The organism is Bradyrhizobium sp. UFLA05-112 (genome assembly GCF_053572325.1).
In genome coordinates, this window is the sequence record NZ_JBANBK010000104.1 from 1 (window position 1) to 26420 (window position 26420).

At 57.5% G+C, this 26420-nt stretch carries 25 protein-coding genes and 3 pseudogenes; 11 read left to right on the top strand and 17 right to left on the bottom strand.

Annotated features, from left to right (window positions below):
• From SO180_RS37015 to SO180_RS37025, 3 genes and pseudogenes are all read right to left on the bottom strand, one after another.
• Positions 1-270, bottom strand: a pseudogene (locus SO180_RS37015) (hypothetical protein); the annotation flags it as partial.
• A gap of 45 nt (positions 271-315) precedes the next feature.
• A complete protein-coding gene (locus tag SO180_RS37020; protein ID WP_449383738.1) occupies positions 316-2127 on the bottom strand; it encodes an adenylate/guanylate cyclase domain-containing protein in 1812 nt (603 codons plus the stop codon).
• A 200-nt stretch (positions 2128-2327) separates the two neighbouring features.
• Positions 2328-2633: a hypothetical protein gene (locus tag SO180_RS37025; protein WP_449383739.1), complete on the bottom strand. Its 306-nt coding sequence runs from the start codon at positions 2631-2633 to the stop codon at positions 2328-2330.
• Positions 2634-2836: 203 nt separating this feature from the next.
• Between SO180_RS37025 and SO180_RS37030 the strand changes: the two genes are divergently transcribed.
• The 3 genes from SO180_RS37030 (at position 2837) to SO180_RS37040 (ending at position 4367) form a co-directional block, all read left to right on the top strand.
• Positions 2837-3349, top strand: coding sequence for a lipocalin-like domain-containing protein (locus SO180_RS37030; protein ID WP_449383740.1), 513 nt, complete (start codon positions 2837-2839; stop codon positions 3347-3349).
• 421 nt (positions 3350-3770) lie between these two features.
• Positions 3771-4016: a response regulator gene (locus tag SO180_RS37035; RefSeq protein ID WP_449383741.1), complete on the top strand. Its 246-nt coding sequence runs from the start codon at positions 3771-3773 to the stop codon at positions 4014-4016.
• A gap of 168 nt (positions 4017-4184) precedes the next feature.
• Entirely contained in the window at positions 4185-4367 is a 183-nt protein-coding gene (locus SO180_RS37040) for a hypothetical protein (protein WP_449383742.1), read from the top strand.
• A gap of 17 nt (positions 4368-4384) precedes the next feature.
• Here SO180_RS37040 and SO180_RS37045 read toward each other — a convergent pair whose 3' ends face one another.
• Both SO180_RS37045 and SO180_RS37050 read right to left on the bottom strand, forming a co-directional pair.
• A complete protein-coding gene (locus tag SO180_RS37045; RefSeq protein ID WP_449383743.1) occupies positions 4385-4612 on the bottom strand; it encodes a LuxR C-terminal-related transcriptional regulator in 228 nt (75 codons plus the stop codon).
• 486 nt (positions 4613-5098) lie between these two features.
• A complete protein-coding gene (locus tag SO180_RS37050) occupies positions 5099-5602 on the bottom strand; it encodes an ester cyclase (RefSeq protein WP_449383744.1) in 504 nt (167 codons plus the stop codon).
• Positions 5603-6742: 1140 nt separating this feature from the next.
• On the opposite strand from SO180_RS37050, the gene SO180_RS37055 reads away from it, so the two are divergent.
• Positions 6743-8074, top strand: a complete 1332-nt coding sequence (locus tag SO180_RS37055) for a tyrosine-type recombinase/integrase (protein ID WP_449383745.1) — start codon at positions 6743-6745, stop codon at positions 8072-8074.
• Here SO180_RS37055 and SO180_RS37060 read toward each other — a convergent pair.
• On the bottom strand, positions 8071-8382 hold the full coding sequence (locus SO180_RS37060; protein ID WP_449383746.1) for a hypothetical protein: 312 nt from the start codon (positions 8380-8382) through the stop codon (positions 8071-8073). The genes SO180_RS37055 and SO180_RS37060 overlap by 4 nt on opposite strands.
• Positions 8383-8974: 592 nt before the next feature.
• On the opposite strand from SO180_RS37060, the gene SO180_RS37065 reads away from it, so the two are divergent.
• The gene (locus tag SO180_RS37065; RefSeq protein WP_449383747.1) at positions 8975-10531 is read left to right on the top strand and encodes an anti-phage dCTP deaminase; all 1557 of its coding nucleotides are present in this window, start codon (positions 8975-8977) and stop codon (positions 10529-10531) included.
• A 335-nt stretch (positions 10532-10866) separates the two neighbouring features.
• On the opposite strand, the gene SO180_RS37070 is transcribed toward SO180_RS37065, so the two are convergent.
• Both SO180_RS37070 and SO180_RS37075 read right to left on the bottom strand, forming a co-directional pair.
• Positions 10867-11775: a dienelactone hydrolase family protein gene (locus tag SO180_RS37070; protein WP_449383748.1), complete on the bottom strand. Its 909-nt coding sequence runs from the start codon at positions 11773-11775 to the stop codon at positions 10867-10869.
• Positions 11776-11908: 133 nt separating this feature from the next.
• Positions 11909-12676 (bottom strand): hypothetical protein, encoded by a 768-nt coding sequence (locus tag SO180_RS37075; RefSeq protein WP_449383749.1) that lies wholly within the window; start codon positions 12674-12676, stop codon positions 11909-11911.
• An 86-nt stretch (positions 12677-12762) separates the two neighbouring features.
• On the opposite strand from SO180_RS37075, the gene SO180_RS37080 reads away from it, so the two are divergent.
• The gene (locus SO180_RS37080; RefSeq protein WP_449383750.1) at positions 12763-12990 is read left to right on the top strand and encodes a helix-turn-helix domain-containing protein; all 228 of its coding nucleotides are present in this window, start codon (positions 12763-12765) and stop codon (positions 12988-12990) included.
• 28 nt (positions 12991-13018) lie between these two features.
• Here SO180_RS37080 and SO180_RS37085 read toward each other — a convergent pair whose 3' ends face one another.
• Complete coding sequence (locus SO180_RS37085) at positions 13019-13342, bottom strand: DUF3768 domain-containing protein (RefSeq protein ID WP_449383751.1); 324 nt, start codon at positions 13340-13342, stop codon at positions 13019-13021.
• Between the two features lie 132 nt (positions 13343-13474).
• Between SO180_RS37085 and istA the strand changes: the two genes are divergently transcribed.
• Both istA and istB read left to right on the top strand, forming a co-directional pair.
• A complete protein-coding gene (gene istA, locus SO180_RS37090) occupies positions 13475-14782 on the top strand; it encodes an IS21 family transposase (RefSeq protein WP_449383752.1) in 1308 nt (435 codons plus the stop codon).
• Positions 14782-15456 (top strand): annotated as a pseudogene (istB, locus tag SO180_RS37095) (IS21-like element helper ATPase IstB); the annotation flags it as partial. The gene istA and the pseudogene istB, both read left to right, overlap by 1 nt.
• On the opposite strand, the gene SO180_RS37100 reads toward istB, so the two are convergent.
• Positions 15454-17553 (bottom strand): recombinase family protein, encoded by a 2100-nt coding sequence (locus SO180_RS37100; RefSeq protein WP_449383753.1) that lies wholly within the window; start codon positions 17551-17553, stop codon positions 15454-15456. The pseudogene istB and the gene SO180_RS37100 overlap by 3 nt on opposite strands.
• Positions 17554-18058: 505 nt before the next feature.
• Between SO180_RS37100 and SO180_RS37105 the strand changes: the two are divergent.
• Positions 18059-18268: pseudogene (locus SO180_RS37105) on the top strand (ATP-binding protein); the annotation flags it as partial.
• Positions 18269-18438: 170 nt separating this feature from the next.
• Here SO180_RS37105 and SO180_RS37110 read toward each other — a convergent pair.
• Positions 18439-18837 carry a hypothetical protein gene (locus SO180_RS37110; protein WP_449383754.1) on the bottom strand — a complete coding sequence of 133 codons (399 nt, stop codon included), beginning with the start codon at positions 18835-18837 and terminating at the stop codon, positions 18439-18441.
• Between the two features lie 33 nt (positions 18838-18870).
• The gene (locus SO180_RS37115; protein ID WP_449383755.1) at positions 18871-19749 is read right to left on the bottom strand and encodes a hypothetical protein; all 879 of its coding nucleotides are present in this window, start codon (positions 19747-19749) and stop codon (positions 18871-18873) included.
• A 530-nt stretch (positions 19750-20279) separates the two neighbouring features.
• Here SO180_RS37115 and SO180_RS37120 point away from each other — a divergent pair.
• A complete protein-coding gene (locus SO180_RS37120) occupies positions 20280-21587 on the top strand; it encodes a hypothetical protein (RefSeq protein WP_449383756.1) in 1308 nt (435 codons plus the stop codon).
• A 259-nt stretch (positions 21588-21846) separates the two neighbouring features.
• Here SO180_RS37120 and SO180_RS37125 read toward each other — a convergent pair whose 3' ends face one another.
• Positions 21847-22122 carry a hypothetical protein gene (locus tag SO180_RS37125; RefSeq protein ID WP_449383757.1) on the bottom strand — a complete coding sequence of 92 codons (276 nt, stop codon included), beginning with the start codon at positions 22120-22122 and terminating at the stop codon, positions 21847-21849.
• A gap of 207 nt (positions 22123-22329) precedes the next feature.
• On the opposite strand from SO180_RS37125, the gene SO180_RS37130 reads away from it, so the two are divergent.
• On the top strand, positions 22330-23073 hold the full coding sequence (locus SO180_RS37130) for an HNH endonuclease (protein WP_449383758.1): 744 nt from the start codon (positions 22330-22332) through the stop codon (positions 23071-23073).
• A 98-nt stretch (positions 23074-23171) separates the two neighbouring features.
• Here the strand turns inward: SO180_RS37130 and SO180_RS37135 are convergent, their stop codons facing one another.
• The 4 genes from SO180_RS37135 to SO180_RS37150 form a co-directional block, all read right to left on the bottom strand.
• The gene (locus SO180_RS37135) at positions 23172-23465 is read right to left on the bottom strand and encodes an HNH endonuclease (protein ID WP_449383762.1); all 294 of its coding nucleotides are present in this window, start codon (positions 23463-23465) and stop codon (positions 23172-23174) included.
• Positions 23466-24160: 695 nt separating this feature from the next.
• The gene (locus SO180_RS37140) at positions 24161-25087 is read right to left on the bottom strand and encodes a hypothetical protein (protein WP_449383759.1); all 927 of its coding nucleotides are present in this window, start codon (positions 25085-25087) and stop codon (positions 24161-24163) included.
• Positions 25087-25491 (bottom strand): DUF3696 domain-containing protein, encoded by a 405-nt coding sequence (locus tag SO180_RS37145; RefSeq protein WP_449383760.1) that lies wholly within the window; start codon positions 25489-25491, stop codon positions 25087-25089. Before SO180_RS37145 ends, SO180_RS37140 begins: the two co-directional genes overlap by 1 nt.
• A complete protein-coding gene (locus tag SO180_RS37150) occupies positions 25443-26327 on the bottom strand; it encodes a hypothetical protein (RefSeq protein ID WP_449383761.1) in 885 nt (294 codons plus the stop codon). Before SO180_RS37150 ends, SO180_RS37145 begins: the two co-directional genes overlap by 49 nt.
• Positions 26328-26420 lie beyond the last annotated feature (93 nt).

Below are 26420 nucleotides of genomic sequence, written 5' to 3' on the forward strand. Positions count from 1 at the left end.
AGGCAACTGTCCAAGGAGCATCATTTCGCGCGTGCACATGCGCCTATTCCACGCCTGGCAGGCGAGCCGGTCGGCTTCCTGGCGTGCTTCCGTCGCCCGCTCTGCCGCCGCCCGCACCGACGCGCCGTAAATAGTCTCGCGTGATTTGGTGCCCATGGCGAGAGGATGCGACGAGCGATCCGGGGCGGGCAAGCCGCTACGGATCGCGGTGGATAACAGATCGGATACAACGGACACGACCAAGGGCCGAACCTCAAGCTGTGAACTCATCAGCCCTCAGGCACCTCGGCCAACCGCATCCCCTCGCAGATGCGCTCACGCCCAGCGAGATGCGGGATTGTCGGTCGATGCGCCATCGTGAAACCGACGAATGGTGAAGGTTGGGTCGAGTGCAAGCCCTGCCTTTGCTGCGGCCTTCGCTTGGTCCAGCGAGCCCAGCAGCGCTAAGGCGGCAGCGAGAGAAATATGACTAAAGGAATAGTTTCGATTGACCTCGATACTCCGGAGTAGCGCGCTTGCGGCCTCAGCATCGTGACACAGCTGAAGTTTCGCGAACCCGGCCACCAGAAACCAACGGAAAGCGACGACATCGCGAGGAGAGAGGCGGATCGCTTCACGGATGTGGGCTTCGGTTTCCTCACCACGCCCCACGAAGTACTTACCGAGACCAATGAAGCTGTGTCCGTCGGCCAAATTACGGTCCAGTGCCAACGCATGTTCGCATTCCGCTAAGCCTTGAGCCGCGCGGTTCGTATACATTTTAACGGCGCCCAAGAGCATATGGGCAAACGCATGGTTCGGCACGTGGGACAATGCCCTCATTAAAATTGTTTCTGCCATAGCAAGCCTTGCAGCGCGATCATCGGCTATGAAGGCCCCCGGAACCGCCATATCAACACTCGCCACACCCACCATTGCTTCGATATTTAGAGGGTCTAGCGATAACGCACGCTCAAAAAGGCTCCGCGCCTTTGCCATATGTTCTGGAGTAAGCCCTTTGTTCCACCAAGCCTTGCCCTGAAAGTACAAGTCCATCGAGTTGGGATTTGATGAACGTTCCGAGCGTCGCGCCTCAGCGGTTATGAGTTCAGCATTTAGAGCGTTGGCGAGCCACGATACGATTTCATCCTGCATGTCAAAAACGTCGGCAACAGGCTTGTCAAAACGCTCGGCCCACAGGTGGTTACCCGTTTCGGCATCGATCAACTGCACGTTCACCCGGAAGCGATTGCCGCCACGTTGCACCGAGCCTTCAAGCACATAGCGGACATTCAGTTCGCGCCCCAGCTTTTTTGCGTCGATGGCCTTGCCCTTGAACGTAAACGCCGTGTTGCGCGCGATCACGAACGCACCCGAGATGCGGGATAGATCCGTGGTCAGGCTCTCGGTCACACCGTCCACGAAGTATTCTTGCTCGGGATCGCCGCCGATGTTCGCGAACGGTAGCACCACGATGGACAGGTGCGGAGCAGAAGCTGTCAGGGGGCTGATTTGCTGAGCGCCGTTCGCACGAACACCAACCGCATAAGCATGGACTGGCCGCGCGATGTTCTTGAGCGTCTGTTCGCCAAGATCAGTGAACTCGACCGCGACCTTCTCGCGAACCTGTTCGTAGGCGGATGACGAGATGCAGATACCACCGGGCTCCGCGATGCCCTCTAATCTTGCCGCGACGTTGACACCGTCCCCGAGGATGTCGTCGCCCTCGATCAGGATGTCCCCGAGGTTGATCCCGATCCTGAAAAGCATCCGGCGATCAACCGGCACCACTTCGTTCCGTTCGGCCATCACTGCCTGAACAGCAATTGCGCACTCGACTGCATCGACCACCGAGGTAAACTCAAGCAGCACACCGTCCCCCGTGGACTTCACAAGACGACCGCCGTGCCTTGCTACCAGCGCATCGATGACGACGCGATGCTCGCGGACTGCTCGGGCCGTGCCGACTTCGTCGGCCCCCATGAGCCGGGAATAACCGGCGACATCCGCCGCCAGCACCGCCGCCAATCGCCGCTCGACGCGCCCGCCCACCACGGAGGCCCTCGCTGATGCACTTTGGGCATCAAACCACAGGGGTTTGGACACTTCCAGAGCGAGAAAGCGCCCGAAGGCGCGGTCGAAGGTCACGGGTCGAGCGGCTCGCCGCTCTCGTCGGCCTTCTGGAGGCAGAGGTTTGCGATTTCCGTGCGCACCTCAAACACAACCCGCTCGATGCTGCCGGGTCGCCAGATCGCCACGCGGTGCGCACCGCGCAGGCAGGCTCGACAGGGCGGTCAGCGTGATGCCAGCAAGCTGATCAATCAGGGCATCGACATTGTCCCGGCGGACTAGCTCGCGCCGCTTCTCGTGCAACTGCAGCATCTCGGGCTTGGTCCTGACGTGATCCACGTCTGCCTCACTGCGCGGCGATTGTCGTCGTTCCGCCGCAGGTATCGCAGGTAGGCAACGCGGCTCTGGTCGAGCAGGAAGCCGTCGCCTTGCCGCTGGATCACGCCTTCAGCTTCGAGCTTGCCGACGTAGGTTCGGCTGCAATCGAGGTGCACCGCCAGAGCCGACGCGCTGACGGTCGCGGGCTTTCTAGGGCGCGGCCGAGAGGCGACGGGCGGGCGATCATTGGTGACGGTCTCGGTCATCAGGTTCGCTCCTGTTGCGTCGCGGCAGGATAGCTCACTTCAGCTTCCGGCGGCATAGCGGACGATACCCGGACTTACCGCTGGTTCAACTGGGTCGCGAATGACCCGAACGCGACATCCTGACGGAATTGGGGAAACGGTCGCTGGCACAGCGATTGTGGGATACAGTTTTAGACCTTCCGCCTCCACTCAAGGAGCATGCTATGGATCGGGGTATCATTACGGGCATATCTGCAGTGGTAATATCAGGGCTGACCCTGTTGCCGAGCGGCGCTATCAGTCAGCAAAGGTCGATGAACGAGCAACTGTTGGGAGCTTGGTCTCTTGTCTCGTTTGAGCTTGTGCGCCCGGATGGTAGCAAACTGTCTACGTTTGGTGGCGAACCAATAGGCTGCGCCTTTTTTGATGCCGGGGGGCACTACATCATCACGGTGATGCGCTCAGGCCGTGCCAACTATGCAATTAACAGCGCCTCAGAGGGTTCGGTCGAGGAAAACAAAGCAACCGCGCAAGGGACGATCACCTATTTTGGGACTTACTCGGTAAACGAGGCGGATCGCACCATTGCTATTCATATCGACGGGAGCTCGTTCCCCAATTGGAATGGTACCGATCAAAAACGCATTTTTGCGATTACCGGAGATCGGCTCAGGCTGATGGCTCCTCTCGGACCAACTGTAGGCACCGCTGAAGTTAATTGGAAGCGAGCTCAGTAGTTGCGGGACATGTTCAATCGCGCGACGTGTGTCTGCCCTTCGCAACATTTGCGGCGATACGAAATTTGGTCACGATCGGGGGCATACCGGACATGGGATAGGCGACGGAGCTTCCCTGTAACTGCAATCACGAATTTCCTCGCAGCAGATGGGGTCGGTCGCGCGTACCCCGCATTTTCTCGCGGCCCAGAGGACCCCGCCGGGCCTAAAGTTCACTTTTGAACATTTCTTGCCCGATTGCGTTGCAGGGATGGACGGGACCACCTTGTCGCTCCCGGCGAGGAGGGGGAAGTGCCAGAGCTACCGATCATCCTCGTCGTTGAGGACGAACTGCCGTTACAGGAAATCGTTCATGAAGCCTTGAAGGAAGGAGGCTTCGACCTGACGACGGTTGCCTCCGGCCAGGATGATAGAGAGCGGCGTGGTCAAGTACTCGGCGCTCGTAACAGACATCAACCTCAAGGGGCCGATGAAAGGCTGGGAAATCGCGCGGCTGATTGGGCAAATCGATCCCGCATTCCCCATTGTCTACATGACGGGCGCTGCTGCCGATGATTGGGCGTCTGAGGGCGTACCAAACAGCATTCTCCTGAAGAAGCCATTCGCGCCTGCGCAACTTGTGACCGCAGTATCGCAACTGCTCAACGTCGGAGGCCCCACCGCATAGGTTCAGCAAGCGGCGCGCTCCCCACAGTTCCAAAGGAACGGTCGATCGACGCAAGGCGTTGTTTGTCAAAGTAGGCCTTCGGGCCTCGCGCGGTCCCGCGTTTTTCGCCCCATTGCCCCCAAAGCGCGGAACCGCGCTCACCTTGAGCGACGCAGCAGAGGGCATGCGATGAAGGACTATCGGGCGCACCTGGAAAAACTCCGTGCGGACGCGGCCGAGTGCAGGTTGATCAGCGATCTGGCGACCGATCCCCGAAAGCGCGACTTTTTCACAAGACTGGCCCAGCACCTCAGCACGCTGAGTGACGAGGTCGAGCGCGAGATGACCGCGAGGTTGAAGGAAGGGTCTTAGAGACCCGCCGTGGGCACCTACGTTAAGCCTTTGTAGGTGCTCCAGCTTGCCAGTCGCTCGGCGGCGACCGCGATCTCGGCCTGCGAGTCGATACCAAGCTTGGCGAGCAGCCGGGCTCGCTGCTGTGCAACTTGCTTGGCGGTCCCGCGAATTCGCTCGGCGATCTGAGCATCACTCTTCCCAGCCGCCAAGCGCCTCAGGAGCCGCTTCTCGCGCGGACTTAGCGGCACTTCTCTCATGGCCATTTGTCTGGGTTCGACAACTCCAGCCTTTCACCGCTATGGCTTGGCCTACCCACACACGATGCGGCGCCAGTTTCTGGTATAAACGGCACGTCAGACTTCGCTGCAATAGGTGGACTGCCTATCGCGGCGCTCTTCGCTCTGCCGCCACGTCGGCTTCGAGCATTTCAAGCTGGCTCGCCAGACCGCTGAAAGTCCGGCTTATGTTCGTCAGAAGGGACGCTCTTTTTTCTGAGATCCCGGCCTGCCTTGTTTGATCCCTGTAAGCGGATGCCATCGAACGGTATTTGGCAGCGGGCCTTGTACGGTGGGTCATGCGCGTCACCTGCCTCAAGGCAGGTCACCGTTCAAATTAAAGATTGGCCATTTCCACTCGGCGGCAAATGAACGATGGCGCGAGTTGGTTCTGAAAGGTAGCGCCCCGGAGCACGCGAGAGAGGGACAATCCTGGACCACCGCTTTGAGGCCATAACCGGAAGCTCGGACCAGCTATTGCTTGGGCGGCGGCAAAGCTCCGGCCTGATGAAGCATCGCAAAGCGATCCGGCACTCCCCAATGCTCAACTAGCCTTCCGTTTTCAAATCGGCATATGTCGATGACGGTCATGCTAATTGGTTTGCCTGAGCGCCGGTGTGTTCCGGTCGCTGTGCTTCGGCCCCAGACCTTGTCGCCGCTCTCGACGAGGTCTTCAACCGTAAGCGTGAGCCCTTGTATGTTGCCGCGAGCTGTTTGGATCTGATCCTTCAAAATCTCTGGACCGAGAACATCGGTCTTGGCGAGGTATTCGTGCTCAGACAGTTTTGGAGCGCACACTTCATCAGCAATGGACAGATCTCCCTGATTGAAGCCACGTTCGATGATGGCGATGAACAATCGAACATTCGTGGATTGGGCGGCCCCTTGCGCCGTCGCCATTGTCGCTCCGGTCGCCGAGCCGATTGCTGCGCCCGTGATAGCCGTCACAAAGGCACGCCTTGTCGTGTTCGCAGTCATTGCGTTGCACTCCCTATATCGCAGCATCCTTCGCTCCGCCGCCACGTCGCCTTCAAGCATTTCAAGCCGCCAAACGCGCATCAGAAGCACGAGACATGAGCTAGCTGAAAGTACCCAGCAGAGTGAGGAGAGCGAAAATGAACGCGACAATTCCCAGAACAGCAAGAACGCCCTTCCATCTTTGGTAGGCTTTCGTTTGCGAGGGGTCTCTCGGCTCGTTCGGCTCGAATAAGGACATTCCCGCTCCTAAAGCAGGATCGCGCAAGACGTTTGACCAGCCGCCTCCGCCAATCTTGACCTAGATCAACAGTGCGACCCGCCTTGCGCGTTTTCCGGCCTCGGTGCTACGAACTTCCCAGAGGCTTCGGCGGACGGGGACGCCACGGTGGTGGCAAGGCCGTAGCGCGGCCCGCCCAAGCGTTTTCCCTGGCCCTGTGCTACAGAGCACCGGCCCGGACTTCGGGCGTATCAGCGGCCTTCTTAGAGAATCCGGCGGATCGGGACATCGGGACACAATGGCGGACACATCAGGACAACGCCATTGTATTTATTAGATTATTTCCGTCAGTCCGGTTCCCGCAAGGGGAGAAGGAGAGGGACGTCGGCCCTAACGCGAACGGTAAGCCACCGATATCAAAAACTCGGCCGAGAGTTGTCGGGGTTGAGCAGCCGTGTCGCTGATCTCGCTTACGCGTTGTTGGCTACAATAGTACCCGGGTGGTGCCCGCCCGATTCTGGGTACTACCGCTGGGGAGCCGCTTCACTAACCTTTTGATTTGGTGGGGGCTCTGGTGGGCGCACAAGGGATCGAACCTTGGACCTCTCCCGTGTGAACCACAATCTGTAGATCCAAGCGGCCCCCACGTGGCCATAGTTCTGTCGCAATAATTCGTTTTATTACAGTGTCTTATGGCTGTTTAAGCCTCAGTGAGCCATAAGCGGCCATACTGCATTTTGTGTGCCCCTGTTGTGCCCCCTCAAATTTTTCCCTTGGGGCACAAAAATGAGGGAGGGTCCGAGCTACGGTCTCTCGGTCCTTCCTTTTTGGGGCACACAGTGAAGCTCGGAGGGCCGGTTCTGATAGGGCGCGATTTTCCCCTCGCGGGGCACACCCGGGGCACAAAAGGCGGGGGAAGAGTCATGCCAGAGCCGACCAACCAGCTAACTCTAACCGATGCGGTGATCCGCAACGCCACGCTGCCGCTCGGCAAGACGCAGCATTATCTGCACGACGACAAGCTGCCCGGTCTCGCCCTGCGCATGCGCGCCACGGGCGGCCGGACCTGGGTCTTCCTCTTCACCAAGCCGGGGGTGAGGGGGACCCAGCGCAAGACCCTCGGCTCGTGGCCCAAGTATAATGAGAAGGCCGCGCGCAAGGCGGCCACCATCGCCGCCGGCGAGGTGGTCAAGGGCACGGACCCCAACGATGCGAAACGCGAGGCGAGACGGCAACAGGCAGCCGAGAAGCAACGCACCACACTGGCGGACCTCATCGTCGAAGATGGTCCCTACCAGACGTCCTTGACCGGACGTCAGGTCGTCAACTGGAAGCCAGCCATGTCGGCATTGCGGCGCGGGCTCAAGCAGCACGCCGAGAGCGGCGTGGGCGACCTGACGCGGCGGCAAATCATGGCTGCGGTCGACCGCGTCGCCAAGACCGGCAAGCGCGGCGCGGCCAAGGACCTGCGCAAGCACACTCACACGTTCCTCGAGTGGTGCGTCGGCGAGGGGTATGTCGACCACAATGTGCTCGCTGGCTATCGCGAGCCCAAGGAAACTCGTGCGCAGAGGGTGGGACGCCGAACGAAGGGCCGCGCACTGAGTGATGAAGAAATCATCAAGGTCTGGCATGCGTCCGGCAAGCTCGGCACTTTTGGGCTCCTGACAAGGATGTGCTTGCTCGGCGGCGCGCGCCGGAGCGAGCCGACCATCATCGAGTGGCAAAAGCACATCTTGGATGACCGCGTCACGTTCGATGCGGCTTGGACCAAGATGGGCTTACACCACGATGTGCCGCGCACGCGCCTCGTTGACGAGGTGCTTGCGGCTGCGAAGCATTTTCAACGCGCAACGTCCGACTATGTTTTCCCATCACCAAAGACCGGCGGCCAGATGTCGGGCTTCACCAAGATGGTCAACCGGCTGGTCAAGGAGTCGGGTGCCGCCAAGTTCACCATGCATGACTTGAGGCGCAGTCTCCGCACTGTCATGTCACGCTGCGGCTACGACAACGAGATCCAGCGGCTGTGTGTCGGGCAAAAGCCGCTGGGAATCGATCAGGTCTATAATCACGACGAACAGTGGATCATCCGCAAGATGGCGTTTGAAGCAGCTCATGACTACATCGCGGAATTGGTTGGCGCGATCAGAGTCGGCGGGGCCGTGCGCCTGCAGCGAACGAATCCGCTCGATCCAATCAAGGCCGAACTGCTCGGCCGGCTTCGCGAACACTATGCAGTCGAAGCGGCTTAGTGGTTTTGTCCGGCCAAATAGTCACGCACCGCATCGACACGATAGAGGGGGCGGCCGTCGACGTAGCGCCATTTCAGAGGGTGATTCGGATCGCGTCGCCATTGTTCTAGTGCTCCGGGCGTGCGTCGGACGATCGCGGCCGTCTCCAATGCCGTCAAATTGGAGCTGCCCGGCAGCGTATCGATATCGAACGTCGCCGGCGGCGGCATGCCACGGTTCTTGCGACGACGGTTAGTGGCAGATGACATTTTCCGACTGCTTGACAACCCTAACGGTTCAACCGGAGTCTTTTCGTCCTTGCCGCTCATGCCTCGCCGCTCATGCCTCGGTCGGTCCCGAACGAGGACTCGGTCTGAGGCGATAAGATCGTAGGCTGCTCTAGCAAGAAAGAAATCAATTGCGCAGGTATGGCTGCTGGGTCGCTGTGGCGTACAAATAGGACGAATCGCTTCGATGATCTGGGATGCCCCCGGGGGCCCTTTTCGCTTCCTTCCGACCGTCGGCCTCATAACCTGAAGGTCATAGGTTCAAATCCTATCCCCGCAACCAAATAAACCTCTGATTTTATGAGGTTTTCAGAAAGCCGCCCTTCGGGGCGGCTTTCTTGTTTTTGGCTATGTCGCCACCTTGTCGCCACCGACAGGCATGGCAAGCCGCGCGCGGAGCTGTTCCGCCCGTGTCTTGCGAGTTCCCGATCCCACCGATGCGCTTCTGGCACGTTGGATGATGTACTGGCGGCTATCCCCGATTGTGCGTCGTCGTCGCAATTCTCGCGCGGCTATTTGGAAGCCGATTGGCCTCTAGTCCCAACCGAGAAGTAAGCGCCCAGTGTCAAAGACCTTTACAGGCTTTCCGGGAATTTGGATTAATGATCACTATTAGGTTGTGCCCGGGGGAATAATGCCAGAGCCAGTTTTACTAAGAAAGCCAACTGCTGACCAAAAGACGTTAGCAGCCGACATATCCGACAGACTGTCCGAGGAGCTAATTATAGCGCTGGTTGGTCCGGTCGGTTCGGGGGTCTCTACCTCTGCGGCATTCATCGAAAAGATTCTGACCCATCAGTTCGGGTACGACGTTGCGCCCGTCATTAAGTTGAGCAGTTTTATCCGAAACGAAGCGCACCGGGTATCTATCGGCGAAGTTCCTGCCCCGCTGAGCCAGTACATCACACATATGCAAAACGCCGGAAACAAGCTCCGCGAAAAGTTTGGCAGCAATTACCTTGCCGAGAAAGCTGTCGAAAGCATTGCCAAATATCGCCAAGGAAAAAACGGGTATGCAGCAAACGGAGCGATGTTGCCTGGACGAAGAGCTTACATAATTGATTCAATAAAGAACCTAGAAGAACTCGAGTTGCTTCGCCAAATCTACCGCGAGACATTGTGCGTTATCGGCGTATTTGCGCCCGACGAAATCCGCAAACAGCGCTTGCTGAACGATGGAGCTGTGGACAGCGAAGTGCGTACGGTCATCAGCCGAGATGCTGGCGAAATTGCTACTTTCGGCCAGAATACGCGAAAGATTTTTACTCAAGCGGATTTTTTCATATGCAACGACAAGAAACCTGATGAACTCGAAAGAAGACTCCAACGGTATTTGGAAATTGTGTTTGACACCAATATTCATACTCCCACTCGACACGAGTCAGCCATGTACGAAGCGACCGCAGCGATGGCGGGCTCGGCCTGTATGTCTCGGCAAGTTGGAGCAGCAATAATCTCGTCTTCCGGGGAATTGATTTCAGTGGGTTGGAATGACGTACCTAAATTTAAGGGCGGCATATACACGGAGGATGATCAGTTTCGTTGGGACCCTGAAAAAGAAAGCATCCAAGACGGGGATCATCGGTGCTTTAAGTGGGGTATGAAAATTTGTCATAACGATATACGCCGCTCCGGAATATCGGAGAGTATCGCAAAAGCGATTGCTTCATCCGGTTTGCTCAAAGAGGATGCGACGCAGGCCCAAGTTCGTGAACTACTCAGAGGAAATGAGGTTGATGATCTGACCGAGTTCTCGCGCGCTGTCCATGCGGAAATGGAGGCGATATTGGCAGTTGCGCGCGAAGGAAAGCATTCTCTCGTCGGAGCAACGTTGTTCACAACGACGTACCCCTGCCACAATTGCGCGCGGCACATAGTTGCCGCAGGCATTTCGTCCGTAGTCTATATCGAACCCTACAGAAAAAGCTTAGCGATAGCTCTGCATAATGATGCCATAAGCGAAGATCCCGAGGATAAGAAACGGGTCGTATTTCGACAGTATGACGGCGTAGCTCCGCAGCACTATTTGACCTTATTTAAGAAGAAGTCAGACCGGAAGATCGAGGGTAAATTCGCTCGACAATCACCCAAACTGGCCGTTCCCCTCTTCCGGGTGCCATTAGACGGGCCTGTTGAATACGAATCAAAAGTGATTGCAGACCTGGAAGCAAAAGAAGATACTGCCCGTTAACGAATCATCGGGATGGTGGTGGAATGTCAAAGCAAGGCCCCGCTGAGACTTGTCCACAGCAACTGGTTTTGGATTTTCAAGGTCCAAAACCGGTCGAACACCACGAGTGTTCGGGTCCAAAGATCCTGGCATTTGTAGATCATGCTACTCGCGCGGTCCGCGAGCGGGCTGTCCAGAGGGTCAAGACATCTGGAATTTTTTCATTGCCAGCCAATCTGCCAAGATAACCCTGCTACTTTGAACACCTCTGCTTTGCCGCTTTGTTGGCAATTTTCTTGCCGTCGCCGACACCAACCGCGAGCCGGAGTAACTAACTCTCCGCGACGGCCTAATCCTCATCGGGATTCCACGCCTTTGGCGAATTTTTTCGTCCTGATCGCGGCGGTGATCGTCTGGATCATGTCCTTCTCCGCCACTGGATTGTAGGTCAGAGCCCAGCCATGATCGCCAACGTGCGACGGCACGTCGAGCACGAAACCGTGGTTGGCACCTTGGTACTCAATCATCTGCACCGGAACTGATCGTCTCTTCTTCGTCCGTTCTCGACACCAATCCGGACTATTTGCGTCGTCCTTATCGCCCATAAAAATCAAAATCGGGCCGGTATAAAGGGCGGAATGCTGCAAAGAAGGACTACAGCCTGGAGCAACTGCGAATGCCGCCGCAAAGTGATGCGGATGATCAGACTCTTGTGTGGTCATCGACACTAGTGCCGTCGTACCCCCGTTACTGTAGCCCATGATATAGACTTCATTCGCCTTAGCGAGCTTCTTCTCGATTAGGTAATCGAGAGCGGAGTAGCCGTCATCCGCGCGACGCCTACCCCAGTGCAAGTCCGGCAAGCCGCAACTGTTATCCACGTAACGTGTGGTGAAGCTGTCTAGCACTAGTGCGCCGAAGCCTTCCTTGTTGAGTGCATCGGCGACGCGCGCCGTCCACTCTTTCTCCGCCGTGCTCATGCCGTCACAACCATGCATGACAACCACGAACGGCACCGACCCCTTCGCATCCTTCGGCGAGTAGACGAAAGCGTTCAACTCGCCTTCCTTCTGCACGTCGCCGAACTCTTGGGGCGTGCCGTTCTTGAAGTTCTTGCTGAAGCCGCTGTCATAGGGATTATCCTTCGACCAGTGCTTGCTTGAATTGTGAGCGTAGTCGCCCTTCCACGCGATCTTGACTTCGGTCGGTTCAGCCTGTGCCGCGTTCAAAGACAGAACAAGAAGTATGGTTAGAAAAAAGCGCATTTGCATTCTCACTGTCAGGACCACCGCGGTATCCGCACTTCAGGCCGGATCGTTCGCAGAATGCTCAGAAATTGATCGCGTTTGAATTTGGAGCGGAACATCAAGCGTCGTGCACCAAAATCTCCCGACAGATTCACATGGTAGTGATGCACAGTTTTGTATTTTGGATTCTTTTCGCCCAAGCTCGCCAGAACATCGACCCCACGTTTATTGATGGTCTGCGCATTCGCGTCGTGAATGCCGGCAATCCTAGCCGCCACGCAAAATAGGGGTAAGAGAGCCGATCACCGGGAACGTTAAAGTGGGTACCCATGAGGTGGGACGTTAAAGCAGAAACAAAAGCTATTGGTACGACAACAAATCCGATCATTCCAAACATCGGCGAGAGTGTCGCAGCGAGACCGACAAAGACGATGGAGGCATTGAAGGCGATCAAGACCGGCGTGGTGCAGACTTTCAGCCAATCGACTATTCGATTTGAATCGATGGAAATCTGATCAATATCGTCCTCGATGTCTTCCCTATCTGGTTCGGCTGTCGCCTCGTGCCCGTCGCCCTCAGCGGACTCTTTGCTTCGGCGGATGTCGTCTTGGAGCGCGTTGGCAGTGGGCAAAGGCGGCGGAGCGCTTGCAGTTGTTCGCGATTGCCGCTGCGAAGGCGGAGAGCGTCTGGCTCTTATCAGCAGATAGATTGATCCAACAAAGCCGATAAGCGTGGCGGCCAAACCTAGACGGGCTTGCAAGTCTGAACTCTCAACACCCGCGATAACGCACAGGATCATAGCCGCAAGGACGGACACGGTAGTACCGGCGAAGACTAGGGGCAGAGACAGAACAAGAAATAACGGGGTAGAAACACGTTGAAGAAAGCTTTGCTGGTAAGAGCTTTCGGCGCTGGACATTGTGCGATCCTTTCGATGCTTCGTTGGCGCGCGCCCGCACAGGTTGATACGAATAGGGACTATAATCCCTAGAGACTATATGCCCGATGGTGCTCGATCCTGCAATGCAGGACTGGCGCGCGGTGTTGGGGAAGAATGTTCGGAAGATCCGTCAGCAACGACGGATGACACAGGAGAAGTTGGCGTTCGAAGCCGAGATCGACTTGACCTATATGGGCGGGATCGAGCGAGGCAAACGCAACCCCAGCCTGTTGGTGATGGCCCGTATCGCTGAGGCGCTTACCGTGCCTTTAACGAAACTTCTTTCTGACTAGTGGTGGTGTTGGCCCGCCCAGCGGCCGCCTAATATTCTTCGGCCAGCATCAGGGTGATCACCCGCCGAGTGACAGCGGGGTCGGCCGGGTCAGGTGAACCAAACTCGAAATTCGCGTCGAAATACTCGATCTTGAAGATAATGGACGAGCCCTCAAACTCGAACATCCCGAAATCATGCTCGCCGTGCGGATCGTTGGCCATACAGAAATCGTCGAACGTCGCAATAGCCGTCACGAGACGCTGAACGGCTTCTGGTCCGAGTGCGGCGATACCCGGCGTCATAAATGCCTTGCCGCCTATAAGGGTCTTTCGAAGCTGATCATTGAGCGCACGAATCCGTTCAACCGACATGGTTGCTTTCTCCGATGATGTTGGGAATGCCGGAATCTGTCCGGCGCGTGAAGTATGTCGCGCGCCATGGAAAACTGCCCCCTCGGCGTCATGAGGAATTGCCCCCTCCTCGGATAGCTGAGGAGAGAGCGAATGAACGAGGAACGAATCACTAGAGGCTCGTCGTGGAGTGATCCACGGGGGCAGGTGATGAAGACGCCGGATGACGTGGCGGAGATGTTGCGCCTGAGGGCGTGCGGGTGGGGTCTGAAGCGGATCGCGCGGCAGCTGGGCTGCAGCCATCACACGGTGAAGGACTACGTGGCGGCGAGCGGGGTGAAGCCGTTCAAGTCGCCTGAGCGCCCGAAGCGGCTCGATGGCCTTGAAGGCTGGCTGCGCGAGAGGTTCATTCGGCATCGCGGCAATGCGGATGTAGTGCGCCAGGACCTGTTGGCCGAGGAAGGCGTGGCAGTCAGCCGGCGAACGCTGCAACGCGCCGTGCAGCCCTATCGCCAGGCACTGAAAGCGGAGGCGCTGGCGACGACGCGGTTCGAGACGCCCCCGGGGCGACAGCTGCAGATTGACTTCGGCGAGCGCCTGGTCGAGATCGGCAGCACGAAGATCAAGGCATTCGTGTTCGTGGCGACGCTCGGGTATTCGCGACGGCTGCATGTGCGTGCGTTCCGGGCCGAGAAGCAGGAGCACTGGTTTGCCGGGCTCGAGAGCGCGTTCACGACCTTCGGCGGCGTGCCGGAGGAAGTGCTGATGGACAATCCACGCGCGCTCGTGGTGCGCCACGACGCGGTGAGCCGGTCGGTTCAGTTCAACGACAAACTCATCGCGTTTGCGAAGCATTGGGGCTTCCGTCCACGCGCCTGCGCGCCATATCGGGCACGCACGAAGGGTAAGACGGAGAATGGCGTCGGCTACGTGAAGAAGAACGCGATCGCGGGGCATTCCTTCGTAAGTTGGGAGGCATTCGAGGCGCATCTCGCCAAGTGGGAGCGTGAGGTGGCGAACGTGCGTATCCACGGCACGACCGGCGAGGCGCCGATCGTCCGCTTCGCGCGTGACGAGGCACACCGGTTGAAACCGCTCGGCGGGCAGCCCTCGTTCGGATCATTGCGCGAACTAACCCGGGTCGTCGGCAACGATTGCGCCATCGAGATCGACACGAACTGTTACTCGGTGCCGTGGCACCTAATTGGTGAGCGCGTGGCGGTAACGGTCGCGGCCGGCGAGGTGCGGATCCGCCATGGATTGCACCAGGTGGCGGTCCACAAGCAATCGGAGGGGCGCCGGCTGCGGATCGTCGATCCCGCCCATCTCGATGGTGTTGCCGGGCGCAATGGCGCGGTCCTCCGGCCGGAGATTGCGGCGGCGGTGCCGGGGTCGTCTCCACCGCCTTCGTTGTTGCGTCCTCTTGCCGAATATGAAGCCGTGATCGGGGGAAGCTTCTGATGACGCGCGCAAAGAAGGCAACCGAAGTACCGACTGATCCCCTTGATGCCATGCTGGCGCGATTGCAGCTCTCCGGCATCCGCGATCAGCTCGATAGCTTGCTCGACGAGGCGGCGCGCGCAAACCTGTCGGCGCGTGAGACGCTGATCCTGCTGTGCGAACGTGAGATCGCGCGCAAGGATCATCGCCGCATCGACATGGCGCTGAAGCTTGCACACTTCCCGGCCGTGAAGGAGCTTGCGGGCTTCGACTTCGAGGCGCAGCCGTCGATCGATCCGAAGCAGATCCGCGACCTGGCCGCGTCACGTTGGATCGCCAACGGAGAGAACGTGCTGCTGCTCGGCCCGCCGGGCGTCGGTAAGACGCACTTGTCGATCGCGCTCGGGCGAGAGGCAATCCTGGCCGGGTATACGGTGCAGTTCACCACGGCGACGACGCTGGTCGCTGGCCTTGCCAAGGCGCATGGCGATCGGCGCCTGGACGAGAAACTACTCGCGCTGTCGAAGCCAAAGCTACTGATCGTCGACGAGCTCGGCTATCTGCCGCTGGAACCCGACGCGGCCCATCTGTTCTTCCAACTGGTCAGCCGGCGCTACGAAACTGGTGCCATGCTGATCACGTCGAACCGCAGCGTTGCCGAATGGGGCACCGTGTTCGCCGACCCGATGACTTCATGATGCCTCCTTCTTCGAACGCTTGGTGCGTCGTACCTGATTGCGAAGCTGACTGATTTGTTCGTCTGAGAGCTCGATCTGCCACGGCTGGCCTTTGGTTAACTGACGACCTGCCAGCAATCCGCGCGCGAGATAATCGAACACCGTTTGCGGGGTTACTCCAAGCTCAGCCGCTGCGCCCTGAATCGAGAAGCTACCGTCGGGCCAGCGCATCGGATTCTTGTCCACGCCGTTGATTTTGACGGTGGGAATGCCCCAGCGGGTACGCAACACCCAGACGTTCTCGCCTTTGAAGGCACAGCCTCGGGCCGCGACGAAGCCTTCCTGATTGAGTATTGCCGCGATCTCGCCATCCATTTTGTGTTCAGCATTCAACTCGACGATCCGTCGCCGCAACCGGTCAAGGTCGATGTAGTTGCGGTAGGTGTGAACGCGCCGTTGAACGTGATGCTCGCTGGTTGCGCCGGTCTGCCAGACGATCTTGAGCCACACCTGACCTCGGGTCCGCTTTTGATCAAGAACGACTTCGCGGATGACAAATCGCAGAATGCGCTTGCGATCGGCTGCCGACGTGGTGGCCGCGTTCCAAATCCGCGGCAGGTTCTCTCCGAGCGCTTGTAGGCCTGCGCGTTCCGCCGGGCCGATCAGAAGCGGCTCTTGCACACGCCAACGCTCATGCTGTTGCTCGACCGCCTCGACGACACGCAGCTTCTCTTCCCAAGCCCGCTCAAGTGAGCGCGCCACAAGACGGTTCTCGGGCTCTACGGCGTCATACTGACGCCGGGCGCGCTCGGCTTCGTAGCGGGCGCGCTCCACGCGAAGCGCCCACTGGCGCTCGAGCTGACAGCTCTCCTGCTCCAGTTGGCCCGCCGCCGCGAGCGCGATCTCAATCTGATCGGGCATCAGGGCGTCGAGGACCACCTGCTCGACCAGCGCGTCAACTGCCAAGGCCCGAACTTCCTGGCACAGCGCACTGCCTTGCTGGTCCCGATCCGAGCGGCAGCAATAGACCGGATAGTCGGCATTCGGGCCCGTGTAGCGCATGCTCATGCGCCGTCCACAACGGCCGCAGATCGCAAGTCCTTGTAACAGGGCTGCTCCCTTGCGCGGTACGCCAGCGTGTCCTGCCTCATAGCGACAGAGGTTATCTGCCAGTCGCCCCTGGTTGGCCATGAACTCCTCCCAGCTGATATAGCCTGGGTGGGCGGCGTGGAGGCAAACCGCCCAATCCGCGATCGCCACCTTGACCGTTCCCGTCAGCGATCCCGGCCGGCATCGGCTCGGATCCTTCTGCCGGCGGCCATAAACATACGCCCCAGCATAGGCCGGATTTTGAAGGATACTAAGGACGCGCACGTTATCTGGGGCACGCCAGACGACCTCGTGTGGAGATGGTCCAAGCAGCCGAACCGGCAATGACAATCCGTTCCGGTCCAAGTAACGCATCACACGGCGGGCGCTTTGCAGTTCCTGGAATTTGGCGAACACAAGGCGAAGGCGGGCCTGCACCTCCTCATCGGGATTGAGAATAATTGTGCCCGCGCGATCGTAGGCGAGCCCGGCTGGTAGGGGCAACCGCAGTTCGCCTCGCGCCGCCTTCTGGCGTTCCCCTTGGTGAAGGCGCATCCGAAGCTGGTGCAACTCCGCCTCGCTCATGATGCCGGACAAGCCCAACAGCAGGCGGTCGTGGTAGGCGCGCGGATCGTAAAGCCGCTCGCCATCCGCAATCAGCACGCCGAATACCGAGCACAGCTCGAGAAGCTGATGCCAGTCCCGGTTATTGCGGGCCAAGCGCGAGGCGTCGAGACTCACCACAAGACCGGCGTTGCCAAGGCCGATCTCGGCAATGAGCTTCTGGAAACCATGACGATCCACGCCGCCAGCACCGGATTTGCCCAGATCCTCGTCAATCACCTGGACGCGCTCGGGCGGCCAGCCCAGACCAATGGCACGATCGACAAGACGGTACTGTAGCTCTGTGCTCTCCTGATGCTGGCGCACCTGGTTTACGGATGACTGCCGCACGTAGACATAGGCCAACTTGGCTCGGTGTGCGGTCGTGAGCCGCTCGTCAGCGATGTTCGATCTGATCAGCACGACCCAGTCCCCTTCCGGGCGTGCCGGGGATCGCTTGCATTCGCCGCATCAGCGCGGCGATCGTTTGAGCAATCTGGGTTTGCGTCGCGGTCGACAGATTCGGCCACAGGCGCGGAATGTCGGTCGTTGGACGGCCGGGTGGATTTGCCAAGGTCGGCAGGGGTCGATACGCAACGCGACCTGGAAGCGGTCGGTGGGTCATCGCGAATCACCTTCTCGTCGAGAAGACCCAGACTCGCGCTCAAATGTTGCATCAATGGGATGAGCGTGCGCGCGCTGATGCGCCGCAGGTCGGCAATGCTGGCGCAGTTTGGCGGCTCAGCGAGATCTGTCGACGCGATCCGAACCCCCCGCCGCCGTCCATCCGGCAGCGCGACAACAATGTAGGCGGGACCGCGCCCCGATCGTTCCTTCAAGACGGCAAGCCGCCGTCCAAACAGAAAATGATGCGGGTCGGTAATCGTGACGTGAGACACGACCCGGTCAAGAATAGGGGTACCTTGCCGTGTTCGGTGATCCGGTGGTTGCCACCGCGATCCTCGACCGGCTCCTGCACCACAGCTACGTGTTGACTATCCGCGCCGACAGCTACCGGCTCCGCGCCAAACGGAAGAGCGGCCTCATCAAGCCGCCGCCCGCCGGTGACGGCCCTCCGGTCGGCTCCGCCTCCCTCCGTCCCGTCACCGGCGGAAGCAACCTTCAACCAAGATCATAACCCGATGGTGGGGGCAGTTCTTCATGACGCAAAGGGGGCAGTTCCGGGTGGCGTTTGACAGTGTGTGGCAGGTGCCACACGTCGGTCCATCCCGTTCTGTGGCACCGCTCTCCTGCCTATAGAGCAGGAGAGTGCCACAAGTGGACTTGGGTTGTGGCGAATTTGGGGGGCTAAGCGTTTGGGGTTGTGAGCCGAACATCTTCCAAGCCGCATGCGTCACATTTCATGTGGTGATCGCGAGCGCCCAATCGTCCGAACGGCGTTTTGCTGGGCACGATCTTGTCTACGCGAAATTCGTGCCGTCCGCACTTTGGGCATCGCTCTCCAGTGCCCTGAAGATTTTTCAGCCGTTTGATTTCAGCCTCTAGCGCTTCGAGCTTTTGCAAGAGTTCCCGTCGTTCCTCGTTCGCGGCAAATGCGGCGCTCTGGGCCTCTAAAATCTTGGTGTTCAGATCAATCACCTTGCTCTGGATCATCGCGGCGTCACGCAAGTCTAGCATGGCCTTCGTTATGTCCGTCGCGCTCCGCAGGGCGCTCGTCATCCCGGCAATCGCAGAAACGTCAACCATCTAATACCCGCCCTTTTCCTCCGAAAAATTTGCCTAGCTCTTCTTCTTAGCCGTCGCGCGGGCCTGTTGCGAAGGGTAGCGAGGCTCTATCGCGACATTGATGTGTCTATAAATAACGTCGCCAATCCGTACATCGTCCGGTATCAAGGCCTTCGGCAATTCGAGCAACGTTACTACGACCACGTAGCGATACTGTGCTAGTTCGAGGCCAGCCAAGAGGCCGCCCTTGTAGAGTTGGGCTTGATCACGCGCCTCTCTAAAACGAGTCTTAGCGGTCTTTTCGTCGGCCACTTTCCATTCTGTTAGCACCAAGCCGTCAATACCGCGTCTTCCAATGGAAGTGTCGATTGGCTCTTGGTATATCAAATCGGTCGTCGCGCCAGCGGCACCAGCTTTGAATGGGTATATCCCATGCCAAAGCAAGTGAACTGCGCCGAGCTTTTCGCAGGCCTCTTCGCCGCGCGTGCTAGCGAAGGCATCCTTCCACTTCTGTTGATGTTGCTTGTCCACCGCCAAGGTGCGTTGAAGATGAAGAAATGCTCGCTCCGTCTTTGATCGAAGAAGTTCCTGCTTTCCCGAAAGCGCGTATGTCAGTTCGGATTCAAACGATAATAAAAAGGAGACGCTGGCCTTGACTTCGCGAGAGCTCCCTTTGGTGCTAATGACTTTTGCCGGATGCCCGTTCAAGAATCTATTCACGCAATCGAGCGCTTCCTTAGGCAGCGTCGAATGGTGCACCGATTCGAACGACGCAATTTCCCGCAGTATGGCTTCGCATTGATCGCCCAAATCTTTCGCTATCCCATAAGTATCGGAGGCGTTAGACGCCGCGAATTGCGCAAACAGTCTGGCAACCTCGCCGAGCGAACGTATTCGGTTAGCCAGAGCGTCCCACTCTTCCGCAAATGACATTCCACCCCTCCAGACGCGCGGGCTCGCCGCGTGATTCGAAAAATAGCAGATCAGTCTAAGCCTTTGAAGAAGGGTGAAATGTTCGGAGATGACTCCAGAAATCGCGAATTTTGTGTGGGCTGCTATCCTACAGATGCGGGGGCGCGTTGGTGGGAGCCGTTCCCGCTCCGCCGCCCGGCCGGTTAGTCTTATTCCGGCCGCGCGGCGTGTTCTTCTCGTCGTGCAGCTACAGCGCGGTGCATCAGCAGTTATCGCCGGTGGCCCAGTCCTATCCCCATGTGCAACGCTTTCTGGCGAAGGGCTCCGACCGAGCTCTTGGTAAGCTTTGGTGAATTTGTACCAAGTTCGACCCACGGCTACGTCCTGCCGCGTGCTCCGAGAGGTATACAGGCCGCTGCAAAACGCGTGATCCGTAGGGCGTGCTCGATGCCCGAGGCTAGCACGTGACTTTTCACCTGAAATGATCGAACATGGTGATGTTTCCCCACGGTCTAACATGGTGTGCTCGTGGGTGCTTGGGGGATCGACCATTGGACCCGCTTCAATTGGACATCGCGCGCTTTCTTGTTGAGAGAGCGAAGAGGCGCACAAGAACAACCTATCAAGAGGTAGGCGAAGCAGTTGGGTGGTCTCATCCAACAGGACGCGGGCTGGGCAGAAATCTTGATGTGATTGTCCGTTACATGCTGGACAACAGATTTCCTCCTCTAACGGCAATCTTGGTCGAGAGAGGAGAGAAACACCCGCCGCCAAATGTTATCGAACAAGTTGCAAAGGACTACGCGTACCGCGATATCCATGAAGCCCAAGAAAGCGTGTTTGCGTTCGACTGGTCAAGCGTGCCTGAACTGAGCGCGGTAGTTGAACAGGTTCCCGCTGGTCGGGAGGTGTGGTTGACATCCTTTTGGGGATTCGATCCCAGCGACTGGGGTTGCATCGGTTTCGCGGACGAATCAAGGCGCTCTCGCTATCTGAGGCTATCTAGGCCGGGAACGTTGGTTGCAATCTATGTGACCAAAGGGCGCGGCCCTGAAGAGATGCGAGGCAAAGTCGTCGGCGTTCTTGAGGTGTCACATCAGGCGGGACACGCGCGCGAGTTCATTTCAGGCGACAGATGGGCGGAGAAAGAGAGTGACCCGGAATATAGGGGCAAGTGGCTGTTTGCCGTTCGGGCGACGCGAGCGTGGAGAATCATTCCGGAAGACTGGAAGCCGGTCGAAGAGTTGTTTCCGACCACATACAGCGACTCAAATCCGGAGTTTATAGGTTCATATGGCGTGAAAATGTTAGAGCCCGAAGCGCAGAGTCTTTTTCGGCTTCAGGTTTACGAAACGCCTGTCTACGGACAAACAGGCCAAATCGACGCTACGCTCCGCCAACTTGCAACGGCTCTGTCGCCCAGTCGCGCAGTGCCGCCAGCAACGGGACCGTATTGGGTCGGCGAAACCGATGGGCCGAAGCATCTTTATATTTTGGAATTGAAGGGGGACACCGCCGCATATCTAGGACGGCCAGCCGACCAAGTTGAGGGATTGACAATCATCAAGGTAGGTTTTTCAAGAAGCCCACTATCACGCCGTGATCAGATTCAAAGTGCTTACCCACTTGGTCAATTTGAATGGGCTGTTCGTTATCCGGAAAGCATTGTCGGTCCTCCGCCCTATCCCAACGCGAGAGTCACCATAGCGGGAGAGGATGCGATGAAAAAGCGACTAGTGGAGGAAGGTGCTGAAGTCCTAGGAGGCGAGTTTTTTCTTGCAGATGACGGGTTAATCATCCGTACATGGTATGCAGGAAAATTCGCGGCGGACAGCGCGAACGCGGTGGGACCAGCCTAATTCACCGTCATCGCACGGTAGCTGCCACTTGAAGGTCTAAACTTGAAATTGCCCTTCTGAGCCACCAAGAAAACGTACCATGCAAGCTCTCCAAAATTCACTTGAGAAGCTAATCACTCCATGTGCTTCCCAGCTTGTTGACGCCATGATGCGTTCCTATTCGTTAAGGGATCTCATGTCCGGTAGCTGGCCCGTTCCATTCGGCCGTCATCCTCAGCCACTCGGAAAGTATTTCCTCGAAGCTAATCTCTACGAGTTTTCAGACGTTGGTCGTTGGCATGAAGCCCTTGCGACGTTTCGATTTTCCATTCAATCGGGCGGATTTGTGCTCGAACGAAAGACGCTGATCAATTGCTGGTTTGACTATTACGTTTTTGATCAGTCGTGTCGGAATTTTAGGGCAAGTGATGTCGATGAGGTCGGGTTGGTAAGTCTGTTTAGCTCCGCCGACTTCAAATGGGACTTTGGCGAAGACGAAGCCTTGAGATACTAAGCCCGTCGTTTCGATGAGCGCTTTTGCTCGTTGGATGGTCACGCACGCCTTCGATGACACGTGACGCTTCGACAATTTCGCTGCCAATCAGGGCTGAGAAAAATCTGACGCGGCTGCTAATTAATGCGATACGGTGGTGGCGGGACCGTCACTGGCCTGATCGTACAATCCGCGTTACCAGGCATTTGGGACTTTCTGGGATGCGGGTATAGTTGTCGCATTAGCTCGTCAATAATGCCGGGGATACTCATGGATGAGATTGATCCCAAGGAAGGAGACTTCTTCGAGGGGGTGCTTCTTGAGACTTTCAGACACGGTTATGTAAGCCGACCCCGGGTTCGACCAGTAGATGTCTTGCCAGGCTGGCTGAAAGTCGAATTTCCGAGGCATCTCCGTGAAGAAAACCCAATTGGGACACGCTTTAGAGCGGACGTACACGTTCGGCAAAAGCATCATGGCGACGGCACCCCCAATGGACCGCTGTATCTGCGAGCCGAGAACCACACCATTTTTCGGGTAAAGCAACCTGATGCTGAGAAACTTGTGTTCGCCCGACAGCAGCCCGGCACGACTAGCGGCCGTGCATACGAATATTTTTCAATCAAGACCGCTCCGAAATCGGCTGCTGAGAGATTTCTTCAGCTCAGGCGAAGAGCTTATGAGAATATCGTCGATGATGTGCCGAGTAAGCTCATCGATGCGATGCGACGCGAACGCAGCAGGCTAATGGCGGAATATGCCCTCGCTCGCTCGAATGGCACATGCGAAGGATGCCTCAAACCAGCCCCTTTCATTCGTCGCAACGGCGAGCCCTATCTGGAAATTCATCACTTGGTCGCCTTGGCAGACGACGGCAGCGATCATCCGGCAAATGTTGCTGCGATCTGTCCGAACTGTCATGCGCAGATCACTCATGGCAAGGACGGTTCAAAGTTCAACATCGAAATCAGGGACCGGATTTTTCAGGCGGAGACGCAGTTGGACAGCGCATAATTTCCCCATTCTGCTGCCAGCAGGAGGCCTAACACAAATGGCAAGAGGACTCGGGCGGCTTCTCGAAACAACATCCCGCGAGAACAACCGACGAAACGTTAGGCTTTACGAATCGCGCGCTTAAGCTTCGTTAGGTCATCGTGCTTTCCCGGCATCCGGTGCAGCATCCGGTGACAGTTTCCGCAAACGGTGATCAGATCCTCGACTCGGGTTTTCACTTTGTCGCGCAACTGGCCGAGTGGAACGACATGATGCGCTTCCGCGAATCCACTCCCCAGCTTGCCATAGACGTTCTCGAATGAAAATTCGCACACTTGACACCGATAGTTGTCGCGAATTTTGCATTGGGTGGCCAAGTATCGACTTCGTTCTCGTTTGAGATGCGAAGCCACGCGTTTTCGAGTTTCATACAGATAAACATCATGCTCATCATCGCTAGATTTCGTGCGCGGCAAGGTCCCCGCGACATCTTGGAAAAAAGCAACAGCGCGACGCGCAAAAATGGGGGTTTACCCGCTCGCTTGTCTCCCGGGTCGGGTCGTAAACTCCGTAGAAGGTGCGCCCTCCTTGGTACTTCTCAAGGATAGGCACCCCAAACTCTGAGCCTCTCAATCGGTCCATTAACGACAGGTGTGCAGTTCCATTTGTGTCATCAGGCGTGACTGTTCGAACCGGCCATAACTTTCGAGAGACGCGTTTAGTGATAGAGGTTATCTGCTGCCGCGACTCTGAATGGAAACACGCCCACAATTTGCGATCAGGGTATCCAGAGAAGCGGTCTAACCATATCTCCAACTTGGGCTGACCCCTTCCGAGGTTTCCCAGGATCACACTCCATCCGTCAGTATTGGTTCTGGCAGTCCCGCGTGGGAGACGGACTTCAAGTCGCGTTCCTCTGCCTTGCTGCTTCAATTGCTCGGCAACAGCTCTAGCAGTGGCCAACAGCCATTTCCGATCATGCGGTCGCTTCGACTTTGAAGACATGCGTATTCCAAATAATAAATAATTGTCTATGCAAAGTGTCGTACCATTGAACTACGGTCCGCTCTCCGAATACCGCCTTAGATTGCGGCTGCGAGAGTTGAGATCAGGCGCTGTGAACGCTGCCGTCGGAACGAATTTCCAGCACGGGCTGAACCAACTCGTACACGGCGGACGTTCGCACCAGAGCATCCAATTTGCTTTTGACGAGATCAGGTGTAAGTAGACCGAACTGGACTTTTTGATGCGCGCCTTCTGCTGAGAACCCGGATTCGACGCTTATCCCGCCGATGTCGGTCAGTAGATTTCGCGCGTGGAAGTCTTCGCCGCCTGGCCGTTCCTTCCATCCGAAGAGCAGTAGCGACATCCCTGCGGGCAACATGCCATCAATCCATCTATGGGCCTCACGCGCGATAATTTCAGGTGGTGGCCTCTTATCGTGATCGCAAAAGTGAATCTCGCAGCGCACTTCATTCCCACCAGTGGCGCGGATCACGTCAAGGCAAGCCCTTAATGTCTCCTGATAAGGGGCCTTACTCAGGTCAAAGAACCGATCAACAAATAGGATAGTTTTGGCGGATGTCAGGAGTGGACGCATGGCTGCGGCAAGTGTGGTACCGACACGTTCGACTTCCCACGTATGCGACGACATCATGAGTGGATGCTGTTCGTCCACCTCATCGACAGTGATCACGCCTGACACCGCGGCCGGGTTGTGTTCTGAGATCATGGCATGAAAGGGTGCAACAGCGTGCTGGGCGACAGCATTTTGAAACCAAGTTCCGAGCGCAGGATCGTATGGTCGTCCAGACCGGATGAATTTCGTTTGCTTCCCTTCCCTGAGGGCGACTTCCAAGCGTGCACGTTCAAGGGGCTTCATTGCATTTGCTGCGGCGTAAACGTCGCGCTCCCACTTTCCGGGAAAGCGCGATATCAACCGTCCTCGGTCGAAACCAAACTTCTCGAAAAGATAGCGGAAGTTCTGCCAGCTTGATCCAATCGCTACAGGCTCTACCGCATATTCGTAGAGCATCAGAAGAGCTCCCCGGCGCGCTCCTCGAAAAAGCCGCTAGGCCACTGATCGAGAAAGTCTCCTTCTGCATCCACACGCAACGGCCGGAAGCGAACGCCCTGTCCGTCGCTCTCGACATAGATGACCGATAGCTGCTCAGGCGTAAGTCCTGCCACACCAGGCGGTAGCTCATCGTCAGTCTTCTCCCTGATACGACGTAGCAGCCGGAGCAGTATGTGCTCGCTGTGGGTCTCAATCAGGAGGGTCTTACCACCGAACGGTAGACCCTCCAGATCCGGTTGTATGGCTCGTATGAACAAGTCACCAATTCCCACCTGGATGGCCGGGTGAATGTGCAGTTCCGGTTGTTCAATGGCTAAGATGTCTTCGTTCTTGCGTAGCGACGCCACCACGACTGGCACCATCTTGATATTCCAACTCCAACATCGCTGGGCGCAACCAAAATCCCTTTCTGGAAATCACGTAATGCTATCTCTGTCCTGGCTGGCAGGCTCTGATAGAGTTCTTGAAGATCGCCGATATCGTCATCGTTGAGGCCGCGTTCAAATATCTGATGAAAGACACCCGGCACCGGCACTTCCTTGAACTCGACGCGCTCAAGCCGGTAGCCGGTGTGGAGAGGGGTCTCGCCGGCGATCCAGAGATTAACCTCCTGCATAAGGTCACCCTTTCGATCCGCGTAAAGGAGATCCCACGCGGCAAGTCCTTGCGCCCACCGCGCCTCATCCGGCGTCACCTGCGGCCGATAGCTGCGTGTTGGAATTTCGCGGAGTGGCCCGATATAGGTCATCCGCCCGAGATAATTACGAATGATCCGGGCCGGCCCAAGAATCATTTCCGAAAGGAGTGAGCGCAGCCCGATTACGCGCAGCGTGTGTCCTTCGATTTCCGCCTTTTTCGCATCGGGATCGCGAATATCGAGCGCAAGGTCCCCATCTACGTTCGGCAGAGCACCTGCAATTGTTCTCACCGCGATGCGCAGTTTGTCGTCCGGTGTATCCAGTGTCGAACGGTCCGCCGCAGCCTCGCGTGCCAGGCTAGTTATCTCTTCTTCGAGTGGGGAAAAGCTAGCGGCGAGTTTGTAGGCGTCCTCATCCTCATACTCATCGCGATAAAGTGCGGGCCTCACTAATGGATGATCAAAATTGAAATCAGTCAGTTGGGCCCGCCCTGTCTGAGGTGGTGACAAAATTGCCCCAAACGGGACGCCGTCAAGCTCTATCGAGAGCCGTGCTGTCATTCGGCCTGCAATATTCGCTCTGACTCACTTTTGATGCAGTTTGGGGGATGTCTGGCGTTTTTGATTGGGGAGAATCAGCGCCATGCAGCAAGC